This window comes from Rhodococcus sp. 05-2254-6, assembly GCF_002258565.1.
Lineage (GTDB): Bacteria > Actinomycetota > Actinomycetes > Mycobacteriales > Mycobacteriaceae > Rhodococcoides.
This window is the reverse complement of sequence record NZ_NOZF01000161.1, coordinates 1-22,535: the sequence shown is the minus strand read 5'-3', so window position 1 is coordinate 22,535 and position 22,535 is coordinate 1. Positions and strand designations below refer to the sequence as shown.

Sequence of the window (22,535 nt, the reverse complement as noted above, 5' to 3'; positions counted from 1 at the left end):
CGGTTATTCACGCGATCGCCCCCGCTCGGTGCCGGCGGCGTTGCCGAGGACGGCTGAGCCCACGGCCGTCGGACCCGGTCGGCGGGGAGATCTTTTCCGACTGACGTGCCGTGACGGTGAGGGCCATGAACACCCACGGGAAAGCAAACCAGATCACGTTGGTCACCGACGTGCAGATGGCCAGTGCCACGAACAGTGGGATGGCGTGCTTCTTGTGCCGCACACCGAGAAAAAGACTCACTGCGAGCACGACGAAGAATGCGAATCCGATGAACCCGACATCGTAGATCAGCGCCAACCACATCGAACTCAAGTATGCGGCAGCGACATTGGTGGGATCCACCGGATTGAACTGTGGGAACGAGTTGAAGCCGGTCCCGATCGCCGCACTCCAGTCCCGGGCCGCGATCTGGTCGATTGCGATGTTCCACAGCTGCAGCCGATACGCGCCGGTACCGCTCTCGACGTCGATGACGTGAACGACCCGCCACAGGAACGTGTCCGCATCGCCCACCCGGTAGTAGACGTCGTGGAGATACGCGACACCGACGGTGAACGCCACTAGCGAACACACTATGGTCACCGGGTATCTCGCGGCGTTTCGTCCCATCCCACAGATGAGGACGACCGCGAGGCCGATCCAGGCCGCCCGCGTGGTGGTCAGTATCAGCGCAATAGGGATGGGAGCGGCCAGCAGCAGCACCTGCCGGGTCACCACCGACCGGTCGCCTGCAAAGTAGTACAGGACACCGATCCACCCGGCACACAGGCATCCCATGATGTTGGGCTCGAAGGCCAGGCCGACGACGCGGGTACTCGGGTTCAGCACAAAGCCCGCAACACTGACAGCCGAGATCGCCGACAGGATTGCGGTGCCCGACCGCACAAGAAATCCGTGGTCGAGGGCCACGCGAGTCAGGGGAATCACCGCGATCAGTGCCACGATCAATTGCACGGCCATGCGCAGGCTGGCTGCGCTTTCGGGGGCGAACAGCACGCTGGAGGTGACTCCCACTGTCACCAACCCGACCGAGCCGATGATCAAACCCACCGTGAACGGCGATCGTGTTCTGGCACCGGGCTCGCGGCCCGCGTAGGCGAGAAGCGCGACGAGGAACAACGGCGTCGCGAGGTATTCGGGACGGATGGTGAAGCCGCCGACCGTCACCTGCAGTCCGTTGGCGCACAGCGCGAAGAAGTAGATGCTCCACGCCCATCGAATGCTCCGGATCGACAGGATGGCGGCGGCGACGGACGCGGCGACGCACACCGCGACAAGCGCGACCAACGGTGCTGCCAACGCGACGCACACCGCCACGCAGGTGCACACCACGAATGCGGCGAGCTCGGCCGAGGACGCACCGTATCGAGCACTGCGAAGCGGACGCACGATCCCTGAATCCGATCAGTGCCGGTTGGTGCGGATGGTCGACGGTGGCGCAGGTTGAGGCGGGGTACGGCCCGGCTCGAACTCGTAGCCGTAGCGGTAATCGGACTTCTTCGATGTCGGCACCACCGACATGACGACCCCGAGAAGCGGCGCGCCGACCGTCTCCAGATTCGCCGCTGTCCTACTGACCTCATCGCGCCGGGTGAAGCCGTAGCGAGTGACCAGGATCGTGCCGTCGCACTGGGTTGCCAGAGTTGCGGCATCGGTGACCGGCAGCACCGGAGGGGAATCGACCACCACGTAGTCGAATGCACGCTTGAGCTCGTGCAGGAGTGAGTGCGCGGCAGTACTTCCCAGCAGCTCGCTCGGGTTGGGCGGGGCCGGCCCCGCACCCAGAGCCCACAGATTGTCGAACGCGGTTGTCTGAACGACCTCGTCCACCGTGGCCTCGTGCGAGAGGACCGAGCTGACCCCCACCGATCCGACGATGTCGAGATACTCCGAGATGCGTGGCCTCCGCAGGTCTGCGTCCACCAGAACCACCCTGTTCCCCACCTCGGCCAGAGACAGCGCAAGATTGACAGCGGTGACCGACTTGCCCTCTCCTGCAACGGAACTGGTGATCAGCAATAGGCGCGGAGGGTTGTCGACGGCGAGGAACTTCAGATTCATCCTCAGTTCCCGGTACGCCTCTGCGACGGGGGCCGTGGACCGGCCGAAGTCGATGGCCGCTGTGTCTCGCACCTTCTTGGCGTATGGGATGGTGCCGACCAGCACGCTGTCGGTCAGCTCCTGGAGTTCACCGGCCTTCTTGACCGTATTGTCGAGCCGGTCCCGGACGAGCGCTCCGGCTATGCCGATCAACAGCCCGATCGTCATGCCCAGGATCACGTTGCGCAGCTTCTTCGGTGTCACCGGTGCCGTCGGGGTTTCGGCGGCTTCGGCTACGGCTACCGACGCGGACGCAGTGCCGCCGTCGGCCGGTGTCTCCAGCTCACTGACGAGTTCGGGGAACTGCTCTCCGATTGCATTGGCGATGTCGCGAGCACGGAGTGGGGACGTATCGAGCACGGACGCATCCAGGAGCACCGAGTTGGGTGTGGAGGTTGCCTCGATCTGAGCACTGAGTTCGTCCGCGCCGATGGGTAGCGACAACTGATCGACAACTCGCTGCGCCAACGTGCGGCCGGTGAGAAGTTCGGCATAGGAGACAACGCGCTGTTGCGAGGCCAGATTGCTCTGATAGACGTCACTGGCGGTGACAGCAGTGGTCGAGACGAAAAAGCGAGTGGTGGCTTGATAGGCGGGCGTGGAGAGAAGCGAGAACAGCACGGCCACAGTGGTTCCGACGATCGTGGTCGCCACGATGGTCAACCATCGCGCGCGGAGCGCTGCCGCATACTCGCGAATCATCACGCGGCTACCTCCTCGGCGGGGTGGTTCTGTGCGGCGTCACCGGTCGCCCGAATGCCATCGTCCATCAATCTACTGGCAGGGGATGGAAATGGCGGAGTATCCAACCGACCGAACCCGTTCCGTTCGTTAGCGACGAAAGCTACTGAGTAGAAACAGGCTTCGCATCGGTTTGTCGAATCGAAACCTACCGCCGACAGGTGTTGTGCCGTGCGAATCAGATTTTTGCCCGGCGCCAGAATGCGCCGGAACCGTCGATGTCGACAATTTCCTCGTCGATGGAATGGGCCGATCGATAATCGCGTACCGCCTGCCCCGCCTGGGAGGAATGGCTGCCATAATCGTCGATGATGCAGAACCCGCCGGGGGAGAGTTTGGGGTAAAGCGAGTCGAGGGCCTGAATGGTGGATTCGTACATGTCACCGTCCAGTCGCATCAGCGCCAGCGACTCGACAGGGGCGGTAGGAAGTGTGTCCTTGAACCACCCCACGAGGAACTGCACTCTGTCGTCCAGGAGGCTGTAGCGCTCGAAGTTGTGCTGCACCGTTCTTGTGCCGACGGCGAGCCCGCCGAGCTCGTGATTACGGTCGCCTGCATCGGCGGGGAACCTGGTGGGATCGGGTGGCGGCAGACCCTCGAACGAGTCTGCGACCCAGACGATGCGCTCCCGGTCGCCCCACGCGACCAGGTTGGCCTTCATGAAGATCGAGGCGCCACCCCGCCACACTCCCGTCTCGATGAGATCCCCCGGAACGTTCTCCGACACCACGGTGGCGATACATTTCTCGATGTTGGTCATTCGAGCGAGACCGATCATCGACTCTGCCCGCGACGGCCAGTCCAAGCCGAGCTCACGATGGTGTTCGTCGTAGGGCTTCTTGATGGCGATCTCGACATCGAACTTCGCTGCGAGGTTTGCGAATCTGCTCGCCAGCCGTTTGGGGAGCGAGGGATTGCCTTGCCACCGCACGCCGCCGAGCACCGAGTCGTTGTCTTCGGCGAGGGCCCCCGTCAGAGATCGTTTGACAAGGTTCAGATACAACCGTCGAACATCGTCGGAGTTCGTCTGATCGCTGATCATCGACACACATTAGCAACGAAATGCGCGGTGCGCCTTGCTATGTACTTGCCTGTCATGCCGGCAGCAGGGCTTCTTCGAGACGCGGAATCAGGTATTCGCCGTACTGCCGGGTGATGTGCCCGGTGTCCCAGCTGATCACGATGCCGGATACGAACAGTGGGCACGTGTTGCGGTAGCAGAACCAGGACCGAGTATCGATCAATCTCGCGCCGGTTTGCTGGGCCGCAGCCTCGTCGGCACTGTGCTTGGACAGCCAATTCTCGGAGATGGTGCTGATGCAGTTGGACGGTGCCGCCAACCTCCCCGCGCACTCGGTGGCGGCTTTGACGAGCGGATTTGGGGTGAGGATGACAACTGCGGCCTCGCTGGGCGCAATACGGTCGATGATCTCGGTTCGAGCCGTGGTCCACGCTTGCTCGGAGCCCTTGTTGTCCACCATTGCCTGGATTCCGTACTCCATGTCGACCATCACCACCATGCTGGGCCGGGCGATGTTGATCTGGTCCACCATCTCGTCCCGGCTCGAATTGCATCGATCGGTCGACTCCTGATCCACCCCGATTGTCACGTCGGAGGCAATGAACGGACAGTTGTTCAGGCCCATGCCATGGACGCGAAAGCCATTGGGCACCAATGCCCCGGCGATGGCGGGCAACCACGATGCGGAGAAGGAATCGCCGACGACGATGGCCGACTGCGGCGCATCCGGAGCCCCGAAGTTGCAGTTGTCGAGGCTGAGTTCCGGCGGATCCAAGCACCCGGCCTCCGGCGTCATCTCGACGGGTTTGCCGCTCTCGACATCGTCCAACGGCGGACTCGTCGCGGGAAAGGCTCTGGCGGCGAGGGACTCTCGGATGGCGGCTTCGAGTGGATCCTGATTCTGGCCGAGGGCCGCCGCGGCGAGCACCGGAGCGGGGCCGCTGTTCGGAAGAACGACGGACGGTTGATTGAACAACGCGACAAGTAGAAAGACCATCACCACCCCCATGCCGCCGACGAAGACCCGCTGCCCGTCGTTGTTGTCGCTCGCAGGCGCTCGGTGTCCACGGCGTCGGGAACGGGGCGCGAGAAAACTCGAGTCCAGCACGGCCTTCTCGACCAGGTGGTACGACGCGATGGACAAGACGACGGTGCCCACCATGACGGAGGTGTAGTACACGATCCCGACGTTCGTGACGGTCAGGAGCAGTACGGTCAGCGGCCAGTGCCACAGATACAGCGAATAGGAGATGGCACCGATGTAGACGACGGGGCGCAGCCGAAGAGGCCGTGTCACTGTGAGGCCGGTGGATCCGATTCCCGCAGCGATCACCATGCAGGTCGCGATCACCGGAAGCGCGCCGTAGGGGGCTGGAATGGTGTAGGTGACCTCGAAAGTGAACTGGGCGTAAAAGATCCCTATCAGGCCGGCGACGGCCATGACAGACCTCAACCACACGGGTGCGCGATGAAAGAGGGGAGCAGCGGCAGCCAGCAGCGCCCCGGCGGCCAACTGCCAGATTCGACTGAACGTGGAGAAGTACGCGGCCGTCGGACTCGCCACGCTCTCGTCGATGGCCCACAGGAACGACACGACGATCGCAACGATGGCGAACCCGGCCACGAAAGGCCGCAGCGGCAGGTTCCTTCCCGACCGGGTGGCGATGAACAGCAGCCCCACCATCAGTAGCGGCCACACCACGTGGAGAATTGTTCCTCCACGGCCAGTGACCAGTAGTGCTGCAGAGGTGAATGCGGTAACGCCGTCTGGAAATAATCGGTGCCGACCGAGATCAGATGCCAGTTCATCATGAATGCCGCCGACCACCAGGTATCGATGACGATGGACTCGAATCGGCCGCTCAGCACCAGTACATACGATGCGGTGAGGGTTGCACCCATGACCAACAACGCCAACGGCAGGATGCGCCGTGCCCGTCGACGATAGAAATCCGTTATGGACACCCGCCCATAGCGCAAACTTTCTCGCAACAGCAGGCTGGTGATGAGGAATCCGGAGATGACGAAGAACATGTCGACACCGACGTATCCACCCTCCGGCCAACGGAAGACGTGATGCGTGATGGCCAGTGTCACCGCGATCATGCGCAGACCCTGAATGTCGAGCAGGAATCCGAAATCGTTGGACTTACCGGGTACGTCCGGAGCGTTGGGTGGCTCAGGTGCGGCCGCCGCGTGGGCGCCTCTCCTTTCGAGCAGTGTCATTTGCGATCCCCGATGTGGTTGCGCTGTACTGGAATACCCGGACGATGACGCGAATGATAGCGCCATTCGGTGCGCTTGTTCGCGGCAAGAAATCGGCGACTTTCGACGGATGAGTTGATATTCGTCCTATTGCCTTTTCGGCGGTCGGGTGAATGCGCCTGTAGCAAGCCCTGTGATTGTTTGAAAGCCCATTACTGGAGAGTGGGAACGATTTACATTGCAGCGCAGTATTGTTCGCTATGCGTAAAGCTCTCGATCGGGATGCCGATCGATGCGCTGGGAGCTACCGTAAGCGGATCGGTTGCGACTCGAAGGAGTGCGTCATGCTGCACGCGTTGATCGACAGAATCTATTGGCGACTGCGTCACCGCCATATGCCCGACGACATTCCAGCCGGAACGTTGATGAGCTTCGTCATCGACCGGACGGTGCAGGCGCTACGTGGCCAGATTCTCGGGTTGCCGTATGTGAAGGGGCCTGCGGTGCACTTCCGCGGTCGCGGGGTGAAGGTACGAAACGCGGCCAAGTTGCATATCGGCACCGGCGTCGTGTTCGGCGATGGAGTCGCTATCGACGCGCACTCCGCACACGGCGTCACTATCGGAGATCGCACGACGGTGGGCCGCGGATCGTCGATCAACGGGTCCGGAGTGATCTCGGAGCCCGGCGTCGGTGTTGTGATCGGTGAAGGCGTGGCAGTGGGGATGTACAACGTGATCTGGGGGCAGGGCGGCATCACCATCGGGGACAACGCGATGATCGGCCCACATGTATCGATCTTCAGCGAAGACCACGAATTCGCCGATATGTCCGTGCCGATGAACCGTCAGGGCTTCATCCGTAGCCCCACGGTGATCGGCGCGGATACCTGGCTCGGTGCCGGTTCCGTCGTCACCCGCGGCGTCACCATCGGTGAGGGGGCCATCGTCGGATCCGGATCGGTCGTCACGAAAGACGTTGCGCCGTACACGATTGTGGGAGGAGTGCCGGCCAAGCTGATCAAGGCGAGGGAGCACACTGCCGGATGAGTCGGCCGGAGGTCTCCGTACTGATCGTCACCTACAACAGCTCGCACGTGATCGGTGACTGCCTGACGGCGTTGGGCTCGGACCTCGAGATCATCGTCTACGACAACGCCTCGTCCGACGAGACCGTGACTCTGATCGAAGAGAATTTCCCGCAATGTACGGTTATCGCCGGGAATCGGAACCTTGGCTTCGCGGGTGGAGTGAACAGAGCCGCCGCACCAGCCACCGGCCGAAACATCATGCTGCTCAACCCCGATGCGGTGATCGCGGCCGACGATGTGCGGATCCTCTCCGAGACTGTCTCGTCCACGCACGGCGGAATCGTGGCCCCACTCATCCACACCGAAGGCGTCCGAGTGGTCGCTGCCGGACGGATGCCGACCGCGTGGACGATGGCGTCGCACTACTTCGGTCTGTCCAGGCTCGCCCGTGGGCGACGATGGCTGCAAGGGCACTACCTGCTGCCGTCCGACATACGCGACGACGTGGTTGCCGTCGACTGGGTCACCGGCGCGTGCCTGATGCTCGACGCCGAGACCTGGCATCGAGTGGGTGGACTGAGCGAACGCTGGTTCATGTACGCCGAGGACATCGAGTTCTGTTGGCGGGTGGGCCGCAGCGGTGGCGCGGTCGTGATTCAACCCCGCGCACGGGCACGACATCTGGTGGGCAGCAGTAGTAACACCGCAACCGAGGTCAACTCCGCGTGGGTGCTCAACCTGTACGAGTTCTACCGGAGCGACTTGGCCCGGTCAGGACTTCAGCGGCTGTGGTGGGGCGTGGTGGTAGGTGCCGGTCTCGCCTTTCGGGCGCTGGTGTTCCAGCTCCAATCTCTGCGTAATCCTGCTGCTGGACAGCGTCGTTCGGCGCGCGAGTTCGCGCGTCATTCCCGCGCGGTCTTCGGTTCGCTGACCACCGCGTCCGACGGCAGATGACTGCGTAGCGCGCTGTCGTAGTCGGCGCATACCCGCTCCCACGTGTAGTGATCGTGAGCCCGTTGGGTCGAGATGGTGCTGAACTTCTGCTGTAGTTCGGTGTCGTTGAGCAATGTTTCGATACCTGCGGCAATGCTGTTCGCCGTCGGGTCGACGAAGAGTGCTCCTTCGCCGAGAACCTCACGGTTGTAGACGGTATCTCGGGCAACCACCGGTGCCCCGCACGCCATTGCCTGCACAAGAGCCGGGTTTGTGCCACCCACGCTGTGGCCGTGAAAATATGCTCCCGCGTTCTCCCACAGTGAGAACAATGTGTCGTCGTCGCTCAGGTGCCCGTACCACCGAACGTTGGGGTTCTCCGCGGCGAGAAGGGCCACGCGTTCGTCGAATTCTCCGCCGTAGCCAGAGGAACCGACGATGACCACTTTCACTCGGTCGCAGAGTTTCTCGGCTGCATCGAGAAAGGCGGTGATCGTATTCTCGGGTACGAAGCGTGCGACCATCAGCACGTACTTGCGGCGACCGAGCCCGTCGGGCGGGTCATCTCCGGTCCGAGGGTCACCACCGTATGGAATGAACACGCCGGTTCGGCCCGAGAGGTCCTCCCATCGAGCGCCCAGCTCGCGGGAGTCGTAGATCAGAGTGGTGGCATGCTGCGCGGTCGCGCGCCCGCCGATGGCGAAGATCGTCTTGGCGACAAGGCCCCATTTCTCGCGTTCCCACTCGATACCGTCGACGTTGACCAACGTGGGAATCTTGCGCAGACGGAGAAAGGGCAACCAGAATCCGTTTGCAACGTTCATCACCAGTGCCACATCAGGTTTCGTGATCACTGCATGAAGTGAAGACGTCGCACCGTACGTGAGCGTGCTCGCGGATTTGCTGTCGATACCGGGCGTGACAACCGACTGCACCCGCGGATCCATATCGGCTGGATTGGAGCTCAGCGCTGTATGTCTGCCGTAGACCACGACGTTCCACCCGTGATCTGCCAGGTAGGGCGCGAGATGCCGAACCAGGGTCTCGAATCCACCGTAGAAACTCGGATATCCACGCGTGCCGATTATCGCGACCGTACGAGTCATACGTGGCCCCCACCGGAAAGTGATGCGCTGTGCGCTCGTCGACCTCCGTGCACGATCGATAAAGGCGCTCGTTGAACGAGATGTTATACAACAAATGCCTCGGTGACCCACTAAGTGAGAGATGTGAATAGTTCGGCGCGCGAACAGTTTTAGGAAAGAGGCGCTGCCCCATGGATTTGGACACTGATGCGGGAACGACTCCAAAATGACCATGCGTACGCCGGGAAGTTCCCCGAATTGGCGGTACTACCAGATTGATCGGTTTGTTACGTTCGTCAGTAAGTTCAGTGAAGTACCGATGCGAGCATTGTGCGGATAACGGCAGAGGGCGTCTGCCGCGCCGATCGGTCCGAATCCGTGGCGGGTGGCGCCGCTGTTGCGTTGCTCGTCGGCATCGCTGCGATGGGATCCGTCGATCTGAGTCAGAACGCGGCCGCTGGCGCGGAGTCGGCCAGCAGTTCGAGCCCGGACCGACGAGTGTCGAGGATCACTTCGAGTGACGCGTCGGGTATGAACTTGTCTATCGTCGCTGGACAGAGGGCAGGACAGCAGGTCGGGGGTAAGTCGAACAGCGACGTTCGCATGCATGAATTGGGCTTGATCACCCCAGTGACACATCACAACGGGGAATTGACTTAATTGCGCTCGTATATCGAACGAATGAATTGACGCGCGTTGCCTCTGGACCCATCCGGTGCACGGAAAGCAACCAGCTATGTAACGATTGAGCCACGCAGTGACACGTTGCGAGTTGTACGAAACGAACGAGGAGCTCGAAGCATGGAGATACAGGATTATCTGAGAATCCTGAAGGCGAGGTGGATCATCATCGCCGTCACCGTGATCGTAGCGATCCTGGGGGCGTTGGGTGCGTCCCTGCTGACAACGCCGTTGTACGAATCCAGCGCGAGGATGTTCGTATCCACGTCCGGTGGCACGTCGGTCAGCGAGACGTACCAGGGCAACTTGTTCTCTCAGCAGCGTGTGGCCTCGTACTCGGAGTTGGTGACCAGTGAGGCGCTCGCCGCCCGGGTGCTCGACGTTCTTCCTCTCGGTCTGACCCCGTCGCAGCTGGCTGCCAAGGTCAAGGCGTCGTCGACTCCCGATACCGTTCTGTTCGACATCACCGTTACTGATGCATCGCCGGCTAGGGCTCGCGACATTGCCAATGCAATGGCAACCGAGCTGACGAACCAGGTGCGCGAGCTGGAAACCCCCGAGGATGGTGGTACCCCGTCGGCCGGAGTAAAGACGTTCCAGCAGGCCGATGCGTCGTCGACGCCGGTCAGTCCCAAGACTGAGCGCAACTTAGCTCTCGGTGCCGCCGTCGGCCTGTTGCTCGGTATTGCACTCGCCGTGCTGCGTGACCGTCTGGACAACACGATCAAGAATCGGCGTGAGATCGAGTCGATCTCCGGCAAGTCACTGGTCGGCACCATCCCATTCGACAAGGAGCGCAAGACGCATCCGGCCGTCGATTTCCAGGACCTCACCCAATCGGCCAGCGCCGAGGCATTCCGTGAGCTCCGTACCAACCTGCAGTTCCTCGAAGTCGATCATCCACCGCGCGTCATCGTCGTCACCAGTGCGATTCCCAGCGAGGGCAAGACGACCACCGCGGTGAACTTGGCTATCTCGCTTGCCGAGGCCGGCCATCACGTCGTTCTCGTCGAGGGCGATCTGCGTCGTCCCCGCATCTCGAAGTACATGGGCCTCATCGGTTCGGTCGGCCTGAGTACCGTCCTTGCAGGGCAGGCGAAAGTCGACGAGGTGTTGCAGCCGACCAAGTACGAGGGCCTGCAAGCCATGGCATCCGGTCCGATTCCGCCCAACCCGTCCGAGCTGCTGGGATCGGAAGCGTCTCGCGCCATGCTGGTGGAACTGCGATCCAAATTCGACTACGTCATCGTCGACGGCGCTCCGCTGTTGCCGGTGACCGACTCGGCCGTCCTGACCACCCATGCCGACGGCGCTCTGATGGTCACCCGCTACGGGCACACCAAGAGCAACGAATTGACCAGAGCTATCGGCAATTTGGAAACAATCGGAGCGCACGTCCTCGGTGTGGTGCTGGCATTGACGCCCTCGAAGAAGGGCGACATGTACAGCTACTCGTACAACTACACCGCCGATACCAACTTGCCCAAGCAGGTGACACCGCCGGTTCCCGCGCCGGCACCACAGGCACCGGTCGCCTCGACGACGCCGGTGACCCCTCCCGCTCCCGCACCGGTGCATGCTCCGCCGACGCGACAGTCCTCTCCTCGGTCTGCTTCCGCGTCGCCTGCTGCCGGCCCGCGTACCAGAGAGACAACCCGGGAATCCGAGACCGACCCCCGATCCCAGCGGCCGGAAACTCTGCCGAGAAACGGAACTGGGAACCCGAGACTGCGGAAGTAGTCAATCAGGGAGGCCGGACTCAACTCGATCGCTAAGAGTTGGGCTTCGGCCGCCCGCTTGCACCGATGACAATTCCCCGAGGATCATCACCGCTGGCAGTAGTGGCGTCGAAACGTCAGGAAGTTGCGCGGTGAAAGCGACCGCTCACGATCACGGACGTGGCGAGCATCGTCTACGTCGTCGGTTTCGAGGGCATCGTCGCAGGCGGCAAGGGTGGTAACGTGACGGGCAATCGCAGACAGCTTCGACATCCCGGTCCTCGACCTGTCGGCACGCTGGGTCACACGGGCAGCAGACGCGATTCGACCTCGGCGCGCGGTGCGCACTGCTGTAGGGACGCATTCCAGTTCCGACGCCAGCGACGTCTGTGAAGTAGACGTTTGATTCGGGTCGGGGGACTTCGTCTTCCGAGAGGTTCTCGACTCCGGGTCAGTAGTAGCTTTCGACGAGGATCTCCGGTTGGTCCCTTGGTTCCAGGGTTGGGAGGGTCTTGTCTAGCGAGAACAGCGCTGCGTCCTCTCCCGTGACCTGGATGTCGAAGATGGCTTCTGGGCAATGGTTGATGACCTTGACACGAATTTGCTGCAACCCGTTTCTGGCGGGAGCGGCCTGTTCAGGAATGTGAATTACTTTCCTGGCCAAGAAACCGCGGTCGCTCTTTTCGGCGGCATCCTCTCGGGCCTGCTCGCGCTGCTCAGCGCGGTTCGCGCGGTCCTCGGCCGCTGTTGCCCGGGACTCGGCGGCGTTGGTGTCGGATCGGGATTTGCGGGAATCCGCAATGGCGATGCCGAGACCGATTAGCGCTGCGAGTGACGCGAGCCACCGACGGTGAGGTTGATCCAATTCACCGCGTCGGTCCGAACGTCTACGAGAAATGCCCGCATGATGCCGTAACGCTCGGTCACGTCGAACTTAGGGATATGTTTCGATCCGCGACGAGGAAGATGTTCCGATTCGCGACGACACTTCGATCAAGTCTTTTCTCGTCAGCTTTCCCCGACCCTTCATGTCCGCGGAGTGCGGCCCGTGGCGAAAGATCTCGACGATCCGGCGCTCAGTCTCGGCGATAGGAGAGATGGACCAAGATTGGAAAGTGGGGTCGCCCGCGGGGTATGGGAGAACTTCCGTTCCGCGAACGATGACGGCTAGACGATTTTGTGCAAGTACGGTGACGTGAACCCGCTCATACCCTTCGGGCTGAGCAACAGCCATTCTGAAGTGACGGGTGAAAACGCGGCGCTCGGGTGCAAGTGATGACCGACCAATCCACACCTGCCAATGCTGCGGAATGCTGTGCTTAGCGTGCATCCAGTCGAGATCGGATCTGACAACGTGATTCGTTCCTTTGTCGAAGAGCGACCGAACTGCCGCAGTCTTGGCCGCCCAGTTCGCGATCACCGTCGACTCTTCCATGGTGATCTTTCCGTTCGAGCCATTTATCAAACGCACCAGGGTGTCCTCGGCGGCAATGTCGAGGTCGTTCATCCACCCGTTGTTGCACGGCGCGCAGAAGCCCCTGATCTCCCAGTCGTAAGGCCCGACAGGTATCGAGTAGTCCGTAGTTTCAACTTTGATCCCGTCGTCAGCGATGTTCCAGCCACTGTGCTGAGTGTTTGTCATGCCGAGATCAAGAATCTTGCCCATGGAGTTTCGGAGTACGTGCTCCTTCGTCATTGTCCCTGTCGCGCCGCAGAACAGGCACGTAGATCCCCTGCTGGATGTCGTCATAGTGGGCGCATCGTTGCACGCCGACTGAAAGTGTGTCCATACAAGTCGTGCACCTGGGAGCATCGACCGATGTCAACTAAGAAGATGAAACGCGACTTACGAGCTGATCTTGCTGAGCAGCGCTATTTTCTCCGTGCTAGTTGCGACCTGTACGACGCAGGGAATGTGGTTGAGGCCAAGCGAATCGCTGTCGTCTTGCGCGTCCTCGTTCATGACACCTTCTACCCGGACGGCAAGCCGAACAGCCGGAGCCTGTTGTCGCTCATGGGCGTCAAGTCCAAGTTGCAATGGATCACGGTCGGCGCGGTCGATCCAGCAAATTTGCTCAGCTCTCTCAACTTGACGTTCATGACTATGGAGACCACCGAGACTGGAACACAGTTTTCGTACACTCCATACTCCGAAGAGGACGTCCTCGCGAGAGGCCACCTGGTCGATTTCGAGACCTGGTGGAACGAACCAATGATCAAGGACGGTCATGGTGAACATTTCAGCCGCAAAGATCTAGTGCTGGCGCTCGCGAACAAGGACGGCGGTGCGCACATCGATGACCTACAGCGACGGGTGGCGGCGCTAGCAAATGAGGGAAGCACCGGCTGGTCGGTTGGTGCCGGAGATCCCTCTAATCCGGGTCTCGTGGTAGACAACGCCGAACTCATTACCATCACACCGCTACTGGCATCGGTTCGATCAATCGCGAGCGAAGTCTCGCTGGTCTTCACCAATCAGGCTGCTGTCCTTGACGCCACTGATGACGGCTCGTCTTCTACGTAAACGCAGCCGGGCGCATAACGCGAGTGATGTGTGCACTTTGCTCGACCGTCATGCGACTTGCAGTCACCGAAAAGTTTATTCGAGTGAATGACTCGAAGAGTGTTGGCGAGTTACAGTGCGATCAGCACTCCGGAACGTCGATGGTCACCGTTGGCTGATCCACCAGAGGCTGCACGGGCACTGTTGCCTCGCCGGGAGCCGAGGGCTCCTGGAGTTCCCACGTCACTGTCTGCGACTGACCCGGCGGAATGGTGAGGTACGCAGCCTGCACCGGCCGGCCGAGCTCGGTGCCGGCCTGGATGGAGAATCCGGTAATGCCGTTGACCTTCATGGACGTGATCTTCGCGCCCTGAGTGCCGTACAGATAGACGATCGATTCGTTGGTGCCGTACTCCACATTCGGCTGGAATGTGCTTGCCACGTAGGGCGTCAGGCCGTTCGGATCCACGTTGTTGGTCAGCGTTGCCGTCACTGTCGACTTGCGGGTACCCGCTGTGCAGGATTCGGCCGAATACGTGATGTCGCGGGTCAGGTAGTAATCGAGCTTGTTGCCGCCGGCATTGTTGACCACCACATTGGCGTACGGGGCCGGGCTGTCCGGCAACACGTGACCCACCTTGGTGCCGGCCAGAATTGCCTGCTCGGCCGGGTCTGCGCTCCACACCGAGATGCGGCCCTCGCTGCCGGCGCGGCCCACGGCGTCGAGCAGAGGCCTGGTGGGTGCCGCGCCCGTGGTCATCTTCTGCACCACCGCCGCGGCGATCTCCTGCAGATATGCCTTGCGAGCCAACTGGTCGTCGCCGAACCTGGAATACGCTGTGCTGAGGGTTATTTCGACGACATTGTCGGCGGTGATCTGCTCACCGTCGACCAACGTGACCGGTCCGGTGGCGCCGAGGATGTAGCTCAACGCGATCGGGTCGGTGGCGATGGCACCGTTGAGCACCTCGCCCGTCTGCTCCGTCCACATCGACGACCAGATCTGGCCGGCATACGGAAAGTGCGGGCTCGCATTCGAGTTACGGAAATCGGTGGTGGTGTTGCGCGGAGCCCACAGCGCGTTGTACTCGGACCCCAGATCGATGGGCTGTTCCGCGAATTCGAGTTCGTTGTTGGCACCGAGAGTGTCGACGCGAGCCGTGCCGTTTTCGGCGCGAATGATGCCGTAGCCACCGAGCAACCCGCCGGTGCCCCGAGCCTCCGCGTTGGTCTGGAACGCGAGAAAGTAACTGCGCGGGCCGTTGTCGCCGAGCATCGACGGCAGCAGTTCACTGGCGATCCGGGTGTTGGTGAGCAGAGTCGCGAGTTCGTGCGTCTGATCGATCAACGACGTGCGAGCCTCGTCCACCACGCCGAGGAAGGCGGGCTCGTCCACCTGCTGGGCCCGCTCGCTGAGCTCGTCGGCCGCCGCGGAGGTCTGCTCCAGTACCGGCTGGGCGTCCCGCAGTGCTGCGGTGTCCACCTTGCCGCCGCCCTCGACGAGGCTGCTCGGATTCAAGCTCGCGCCCGCAGCCGACGCCGGGGCGAGCACGTCCACTGCCAATCCCTGCACCACGTCGCTGATCTGCGCTACCGATTTCAAGGGACTACCAAGGTATGGAACGGCTTTGGCTATCGAAAACGGGATGGACGTCGTCGCCGAGACCGCATCGTCGGCGGATTCGGAGGCGCGAGCCGCTGCGGCCTCGGCTCCGGCCGAATCGCCGTCGAGCAATGCGTCCTTGGCCTGTGTGGCCGAGTCGCGAGTGGCGGTCAAACTCGACTGTGCGGAATAGGCTTCGTAACCGAGCCACACCGCAAAAGCTATGACAATGACCAGAAATACCCCCACCGAGATGAGAATCGGCCGCTTTCTGCCCGATTTCCGACCCCGGGTATCGGTGGAACTGGTTGCCATCGTCGGTGGCCTCTCGGTCGAGGAAATGTATTCGAGTGCACAGCCTAAAGGGGCGTGGTCGATCTGGCGTACCTGTCTTCGATCCAGGTAGAGCATTCACAGTGTGTCGACTAGTTTGTAGTGGGCGATGAAAAGATCGACGTCGATGAGCGGTGCCGCCGGCCGAATCGAAGCCGTCAGGGTGCGTGCGTTGAGGAGGTCGGGGAGTGTCGCCAGAGGCGGACGATCGGTTCGAGGATGGCCGCTTCCCTCTGTCGGCTGCTCAGATGAACATCTACCTCGCTCAGCAGCTGGCACCGGATGTGCCGTTCACCATTGCTCAATACGTCGAGATCCGCGGCGATATCGATCCGTCCGTGTTGATTCGTGCGACGGACATCGCCTGCCGACGGCTCGAATCGCCAGCAGTGCGGATCGGCGTGGACGACGGTCACCCGTACCAGTGGTCGGATCTGCGAGTGCCGTACGCGATGATCTATCGCGATTTCACCGACAGCGACCATCCCATCGACGATGCCCAGCGCTACATGGACGAGCAGTACCGGAAACCGGTGGATCTGGTTCGTGACCAACTGATCGCCTCCGAGATCATCCAGGTGGGCGCGTGCCACTACTACTGGTACAGCCGGGCTCACCACATCGTGATGGACGGCCTCGGCGCAATCTCGGTGCAGGAGCGCACCGCTGCGGTGTACACCGCGTTGATCACGGGCACCGAGATCCCGAAGACCCGCGCCATCGGAGTGCGGGAGATCTACGACTACGAGGCCGCGTACCCTAACTCCTCCCGCTACGAGACCGACCGCCAGTACTGGCTCGGTCGACTCGACGGTCACCTCGAGGCCCCTCGGCTGGCCGGCAGCCCACGCGAACCTGCCGCTCCGAGCGGAGTGACGGTCAGCGTCGGTGCTGTCCTGGTCGCAGACCTCACCGAAGCCGTTGCAGCAGTGGCACATCGGTACAACTCCTCCGACGTCCCCGTTGTGCTCGCCACGTTCGCGCTCTATCTCGCGCGCATGACCGACACCGACGACGTCATGCTCAGCTTGCCGGTGTCGGGCCGAGCGACCACCAAACTGCGGGAATCGTCCGGCATGATGTCCAACGTCGTGCCGCTGCGCATCGGCGTCGAACAAGGGGTCACCGTCGAAGAACTCCTTCGACGGATCCAGGTGGAACTCACCGGCGCACTGCGCCATCAGCGGTTCCGCGTCGAGGACATGCAGCGGGCAACCGGCGATGGCACCGGCAGTGCAGCTGCCGGACGCGGGGTGTTCGGTCCCACGGTCAACATCATGATGTACAACAGCACAATTCGGCTCGGCGACGTCATCGGCGAATACCGTGTGCTCTCCAGCGGCCCCATCGACGACATGATGGTCAACGTCTACCCCGGTGTCGCAGGCACCAGCACCCGCGTCGACTTCCTCGGTAACCCGGCCCTCTACAGCACCGACGAGCTCGCGGCCCACCACCGACGCTTCCTGGCACTCCTGCGCGAGGTGGTCCACGCCCCCGAGGGACTCGCGGTGTCCGAGCTCGACGTCCTCCATGCCGAGGAGAAGACAGCGCTGCTCGACGCGCATTCCACGGCGACCGCAGCCCCCGCACTGTTTCCCTCGTTGCTGACGACCGGCGCGGTGGTGCGGGCCACCGGAGTCGATCAATCCAGTGACGACTTCACCCGGGTCGCGGAACATATTGCTGCGCAACTTGTCTCGATCGGTGCAGACCCGGAGAAGCGAATCGCCGTCGCGATCGAACGCTCCTACGAGTCCTTGCTTGCATCGTGGTCGGTCTCACTCGCGGGTGCGTCGTTCGTTCCACTCGACCCCGCCGAGCCCGCCCAGCGGCTGGCTGCAGTGCTCGCCGATGCGCACGTGGAATTCGGCATCACGACTCGTGCCGCTGCGCACCACCTTCCGAACACTGTCCGATGGTTGCTCATCGAGGACCTGCTCGACGCCGACCCGATCGCGTTCACGCCGCCGACCCTGCACGTCGACAACGAGGCCTACGTCATCCACACCTCGGGGTCGACGGGAAAACCCAAGGCCGTCAGCGTCACTCATCGCGGACTCGCGCAGCTCGCAGCCAACGTCGTCGACCGATACGCCGTCACCCCCGACTCGCGGGTGCTGCAAGCGGCGTCGCCGGTCTTCGACGCATCCATTCAGGAGCTCCTTGCCGCGTTCGCTGCAGGTGCCACCCTGGTGATCGCCCCGGCCGACGTCTACGCCGGTCCCGCCCTCGCCGGCGTGTTGGACCGCGAGAAGATCACGCACCTGATCACCTCGCCCACCGTGCTGGCCACTCTGGACCCGGACGACCTCAGCTCCATCGACGTCTTCGACGTCGGGGGCGAGGAGTGCCCACCCGCGTTGCGGGACAGGTTCGTCTCCGCCGATCGAACGATGCGCAACGCCTACGGGCCGACCGAGACGACGGTGTTGGCCACGTTGTCGAACCCGATGCGCGCCGCCGAACGGGTGACCATCGGCGCGCCTCTGCCGGGTGTCCGCGCGCTGGTGCTCGACGCGCACCTGCGGCCCACGCCGTACGGAGGCGTCGGCGAGCTCTATCTCGGTGGAGACGGACTCGCCCGCGGTTACAGCGGTCAGCCGGGTGTGACATCGACGCGGTTCGTTGCAGACCCCGGGACAGCCGGAGCTCGGTTGTATCGCACGGGAGACATCGTCCGTCGGTCGTTCGACGGGTCCACGATGGAGTACCTCGGCCGCAGTGACCAGCAGATTCAGCTGCACGGGCGTCGTGTCGAACTCGGCGAGGTCGAGTCTGCGGCCACAACGTGTGCGGGAGTGACCGCGGCCGTGGCCGTCGTGCGCGACAACCGACTCGTTCTGTACGTCACCGGAGGCTCGGCGGAGCTGGACGGTCATCTCCGGAACCGCCTGCCCGCGTGGATGGTTCCCAGCATCGTCGTGGTTCTCGACGCGCTGCCGATGACCGCGAGCGGCAAGGTCGACCGTCGTGCGTTGCCGGCCCCGACCGCATTTGTCGATACCGAATACGTTGCACCGCAATCCGATACCGAACGCACCGTGGCGGGAGCCTTCGCCGACGTCCTCGGTGTCGAGAAGGTGGGGCGCGAGCATTCGTTCTTCGAGCTCGGCGGTGACTCGCTCAGCGCTACCCGTGTTCTCGCACGCCTCGGTTCCGCAATCTCGTTGACCGTACTGTTCGCCGACCCCACCGTCCGCGCAGTCGCGGCGGCCATCGATGCGTCCTTTGCTTCCGAGCCGTCACTCGAACTGCTCGATACCGTTGTGCCGGGGCGTATCCCGCTGTCGTACGCGCAGCAGCGGCTGTGGTTCCTCAACCAGTTCGATCCCGCATCGCCCGCGTACAACATGCCGGTCGCAGTGCGAGTCGGAGCCGGTGATGATCCCGCGATGGTTCTGATGGCTCTGCGTGACGTCATCGAGAGACACGAAGCCCTGCGCACCTACTACCCGGCCGACGACGACGGTCCGCGGCAGGTGGTGCGGCCCACCGATGCCGTCCTCGTCGAGGTACCCCAACGCACTGTCTCCGGGCAGGATCTGGACTCCGCGGTGTCAGCGGTCGCGGCCGAGGGTTTCGATGTCTCGGCCGAGGTACCCATCCGCGCAACGCTTCTGAGCGTGCAGGAATCCGGCGACACCGTCGCTGTGGTGGTGGTGCACCACATCTCGATGGACGGCTGGTCGGTCGACCCACTCGTACGCGACTTCGCCTTCGCCCACGCCTCTCGGGCAGCAGGTCACGCGCCCACCTGGCCACGCTTGCGCGCCCAGTACGGCCAGTACTCGGTATGGAACCGGGCAGTGGTGGATTCGGTTGCCGACGAACAGCTCTCGTTCTGGTCGTCAATTCTGGGTGACACCGAAACCGCGGCAGCGGAGCTACCAACGGACTTCCCCAGGCCCGCGGTGCAATCGATGATCACGGACGCAGTTCCGTTCGAGATCGGGCCGCAGCTGCACTCGGGTATTCGTGAGCTGGCTCGATCGACCAACTCGACCACATTCATGGTCGTCCACGCCGCCGTGGCCGCCGCCCTGAGCCGCTTCGGTACCTCGAACCGCGTCGTGGTCGGGTCTCCCACTGCAGGGCGTGGACACGAAGCGCTCGACGAGATGGTGGGGATGTTCGTCGGAACCCTGCCTCTCGCAGTCACTGTGGACCCGTCGGGGAGTTTCGCGTCCCTGCTCGATGCGGTCCGCACCGCAGACCTCGATGCCTTCTCGCATTCCGACGTCCCGTTCGAGCGCATCGTCGACGCCCTCGCGACCGATCGATCCCTCGACCGGCATCCGCTGTTCCAGGTGATGTTGGCATTCGACAATGCACCGCACCGATCGGTCGAGGACCTGCCCGTCTCGGTGCTCGAGATACCCACCCGCACCTCGGAATTCGATCTGACGCTCGTGCTTGCGGACGAACAGGGTGATTCGGCGTCGTCGACCGGCCAGATCGAGTACGCGGTGGACCTCTACCAGCGGGCCACCGTCGAACAATTCGCGTCGGTGATTCTGGCCATCCTGAACGCAGCGGTCGCCAACCCGGCCTTTGTCGTCGGTGATCTTGCGCTTGCCGACACGCCGGCACTGCCGTCGTCGATGATCGACGGCACGCTGCTCGATGTATTGAGCGGTGGCACAGCCATGTCCGGTGCTGTTGCCATCGACGGCCTGGAATCGATGACGTACACCGAGCTCGATTCTCGCTCGAACCGGATCGCGCGGCTGCTCATCGCACATGGCGTCGGACCGGAAACTCTTGTGGCTCTGTCCCTCGAACGCTCGGCCGAGTTCATCGTCGCGCTGTGGGCCGTGGTCAAGGCGGGCGGCGCGTTCGTGCCCGTGGACCCGCGCTACCCGGCCGCTCGCCGCGAACAGATGCTGGGGAACATCGAGATCGGCTTCGGCGGAGTCGAGCCGACAGTGCACTGGCTCGACGAGACGCAGGCCCAGCAGTTCAGCGACCTGGCCCTGACCGAGGCGGATCGCCTGGCAGCGCTGACACCGACGCACCCCGCCTACGTGATCCACACGTCCGGTTCGACGGGAACACCCAAGCCCGTGGTGGTGATGCATCAGGGTGTGTATGCGCTTGCGCAGCAGGTCATTCCGCGGTACGGCGTGATATCGAGTTCGCGCGTGCTCCACGGATACTCGGTCAACTTCGACGCCGCAGTTCTCGAACTCGTCCTCGCTTTCGGGGCCGGGGCGACCATGGTGATCGCGCCGCCGGACCTACTGGGCGGCGATGAGATGTCGGCCTTCCTCACTGCGCATCGCGTCACCCACTATTTGTCCACGCCCGCGGTGCTCGCCACCGTGCCGCCGACCCCCGGGATCGAGACCGTCGCCGTCGGCGGTGACGTGCTGGGCACCGGCGTCGTCGACGACTGGTCGGCGGGGCGGTCGATGTTGAACGCCTACGGTCCGAGTGAGGCGACGGTGGTGGCCACGTTGGCCGAGTCGCTGCGTGCCGGTGAGCCGGTCACCATCGGTCGGCCGCTGGCGCACGTGGGAGCGCTCGTACTCGACGACCGGCTGCACCCGGTGCCACTCGGGGGCGTCGGGGAGCTGTACCTCGCAGGCTCCGGCGTGGCTCGCGGCTACCACTCGGACCCGGCGTCGACCGCCGCGCGCTTTGTCGCGGCACCCGGCGGCACGCGGATGTACCGGTCCGGTGACCTCGTTCGGCAGCAGGCGTCGGGCCTGCTCGATTACCGCGGGCGCCGAGACGACCAGGTCCAGATCAACGGTGTGCGCGTCGAACTGGGGGAAATCGCGAGTGCACTGACGGCGCACCCCGACATCGGTGGAGTGGTGACAGCGGTACGTGAGAACCGAATTCACGCCTGGGTGGTGGGCCTCGATGGCCAGGACGCTGCCCAGTGGCTGCTGGACAGGCTGCCGTTGTCGATGCAGCCGGCCGTCATCACCCGGATCGACGGTATTCCGCTGACCGGCAACGGCAAAGTGGATCTCGCCGCCCTGTACTCGGAGACGCTTCCCGGCGGCGATCCGGCGGCGGCGCGCACCTTGGCGCAGGAGGTGGTGCTCGGAATTTTTGCCGACCTGCTGGGCATCGAGAATCCTGGCGTCGACGACAATTTCTTCGTCCTCGGCGGGGACTCCCTCGTCGCGACGCGTGCTGCAACCCGCATCAGTGCGGCGCTCGGTACCCATGTCCCGGTGCGGACGGTCTTCGAGTCTCCCACCGCGCAGCAGCTTGCGTCGGCGATCGAGTTGTTGTCCGAGAACTACACTCCGCTTCCCGCGCTGGTCCACGATCCCGACGCGCGGTCGTACCCCGGTCTGGCCCCGGCCGAACGCCGAATCTGGCTGCAGAATCGATACGACCCGACATCGGCCGCGTACAACATCGCCGTCGAGGTACCGCTTCCGGCGGATCTGGGCCTCGATGTTCTGCGCGCCGCCATAGCCGATGTGCTGGAACGGCATACACCGCTCCGCACGGTGTACCCGTCGACCGCGATGTGGTGCGCAACAACGGACAGCACCCGCTCGCCGCCTCGATCCAGCAGGCCGAGGCGTAGCGGCGCCTCGAGGGTCAGATCGAAG

14 protein-coding genes are annotated in these 22,535 nt (G+C 63.0%); 5 read left to right on the top strand and 9 right to left on the bottom strand.

Going from position 1 to position 22,535, the window contains the following annotated elements; genetic code table 11:
• Positions 1 to 7 precede the first annotated feature (7 nt).
• From CH256_RS22625 to CH256_RS22605, 5 genes are all read right to left on the bottom strand, one after another.
• Entirely contained in the window at positions 8 to 1,390 is a 1,383-nt protein-coding gene (locus tag CH256_RS22625) for an O-antigen ligase family protein (protein ID WP_094670625.1), read from the bottom strand.
• A 15-nt stretch (positions 1,391 to 1,405) separates the two neighbouring features.
• Complete coding sequence (locus CH256_RS22620) at positions 1,406 to 2,803, bottom strand: polysaccharide biosynthesis tyrosine autokinase (protein ID WP_094670624.1); 1,398 nt, start codon at positions 2,801 to 2,803, stop codon at positions 1,406 to 1,408.
• A gap of 217 nt (positions 2,804 to 3,020) precedes the next feature.
• Positions 3,021 to 3,884 (bottom strand): TylF/MycF/NovP-related O-methyltransferase, encoded by an 864-nt coding sequence (locus CH256_RS22615; RefSeq protein ID WP_094670623.1) that lies wholly within the window; start codon positions 3,882 to 3,884, stop codon positions 3,021 to 3,023.
• 52 nt (positions 3,885 to 3,936) lie between these two features.
• On the bottom strand, positions 3,937 to 5,565 hold the full coding sequence (locus tag CH256_RS22610; RefSeq protein ID WP_143536647.1) for an acyltransferase family protein: 1,629 nt from the start codon (positions 5,563 to 5,565) through the stop codon (positions 3,937 to 3,939).
• Positions 5,547 to 6,089 carry an acyltransferase family protein gene (locus CH256_RS22605; RefSeq protein ID WP_179272187.1) on the bottom strand — a complete coding sequence of 181 codons (543 nt, stop codon included), beginning with the start codon at positions 6,087 to 6,089 and terminating at the stop codon, positions 5,547 to 5,549. Before CH256_RS22605 ends, CH256_RS22610 begins: the two co-directional genes overlap by 19 nt.
• Before the next feature lie 323 nt (positions 6,090 to 6,412).
• Here CH256_RS22605 and CH256_RS22600 point away from each other — a divergent pair, with 323 nt between their 5' ends.
• Both CH256_RS22600 and CH256_RS22595 read left to right on the top strand, forming a co-directional pair.
• A complete protein-coding gene (locus CH256_RS22600; protein ID WP_179272186.1) occupies positions 6,413 to 7,117 on the top strand; it encodes an acyltransferase in 705 nt (234 codons plus the stop codon).
• A complete protein-coding gene (locus CH256_RS22595; RefSeq protein ID WP_094670619.1) occupies positions 7,114 to 8,052 on the top strand; it encodes a glycosyltransferase family 2 protein in 939 nt (312 codons plus the stop codon). The genes CH256_RS22600 and CH256_RS22595 overlap by 4 nt, the downstream gene beginning before the upstream one ends.
• Here the strand turns inward: CH256_RS22595 and CH256_RS22590 are convergent.
• Positions 8,001 to 9,137 (bottom strand): glycosyltransferase, encoded by a 1,137-nt coding sequence (locus tag CH256_RS22590; protein ID WP_094670618.1) that lies wholly within the window; start codon positions 9,135 to 9,137, stop codon positions 8,001 to 8,003. The two genes, CH256_RS22595 and CH256_RS22590, sit on opposite strands and share 52 nt — an antisense overlap.
• A gap of 780 nt (positions 9,138 to 9,917) precedes the next feature.
• Between CH256_RS22590 and CH256_RS22580 the strand changes: the two genes are divergently transcribed.
• The gene (locus CH256_RS22580; RefSeq protein ID WP_094670616.1) at positions 9,918 to 11,537 is read left to right on the top strand and encodes a polysaccharide biosynthesis tyrosine autokinase; all 1,620 of its coding nucleotides are present in this window, start codon (positions 9,918 to 9,920) and stop codon (positions 11,535 to 11,537) included.
• Positions 11,538 to 11,966: 429 nt separating this feature from the next.
• On the opposite strand, the gene CH256_RS22570 is transcribed toward CH256_RS22580, so the two are convergent.
• Together CH256_RS22570 and CH256_RS22565 are read right to left on the bottom strand one after the other, a co-directional pair.
• Positions 11,967 to 12,380 (bottom strand): hypothetical protein, encoded by a 414-nt coding sequence (locus CH256_RS22570; protein WP_094670614.1) that lies wholly within the window; start codon positions 12,378 to 12,380, stop codon positions 11,967 to 11,969.
• Positions 12,381 to 12,449: 69 nt separating this feature from the next.
• Complete coding sequence (locus CH256_RS22565) at positions 12,450 to 13,181, bottom strand: hypothetical protein (RefSeq protein ID WP_094670613.1); 732 nt, start codon at positions 13,179 to 13,181, stop codon at positions 12,450 to 12,452.
• Between the two features lie 153 nt (positions 13,182 to 13,334).
• On the opposite strand from CH256_RS22565, the gene CH256_RS22560 reads away from it, so the two are divergent.
• Positions 13,335 to 14,039 carry a hypothetical protein gene (locus tag CH256_RS22560; protein WP_094670612.1) on the top strand — a complete coding sequence of 235 codons (705 nt, stop codon included), beginning with the start codon at positions 13,335 to 13,337 and terminating at the stop codon, positions 14,037 to 14,039.
• Positions 14,040 to 14,160: 121 nt separating this feature from the next.
• Here the strand turns inward: CH256_RS22560 and CH256_RS22555 are convergent, their stop codons facing one another.
• Positions 14,161 to 15,936, bottom strand: coding sequence for a DUF4012 domain-containing protein (locus tag CH256_RS22555; protein ID WP_094670611.1), 1,776 nt, complete (start codon positions 15,934 to 15,936; stop codon positions 14,161 to 14,163).
• Between the two features lie 206 nt (positions 15,937 to 16,142).
• Between CH256_RS22555 and CH256_RS22550 the strand changes: the two genes are divergently transcribed.
• The coding region (locus CH256_RS22550) for a non-ribosomal peptide synthetase (protein ID WP_143536646.1) at positions 16,143 to 22,535 on the top strand (6,393 nt) is incomplete at its 3' end.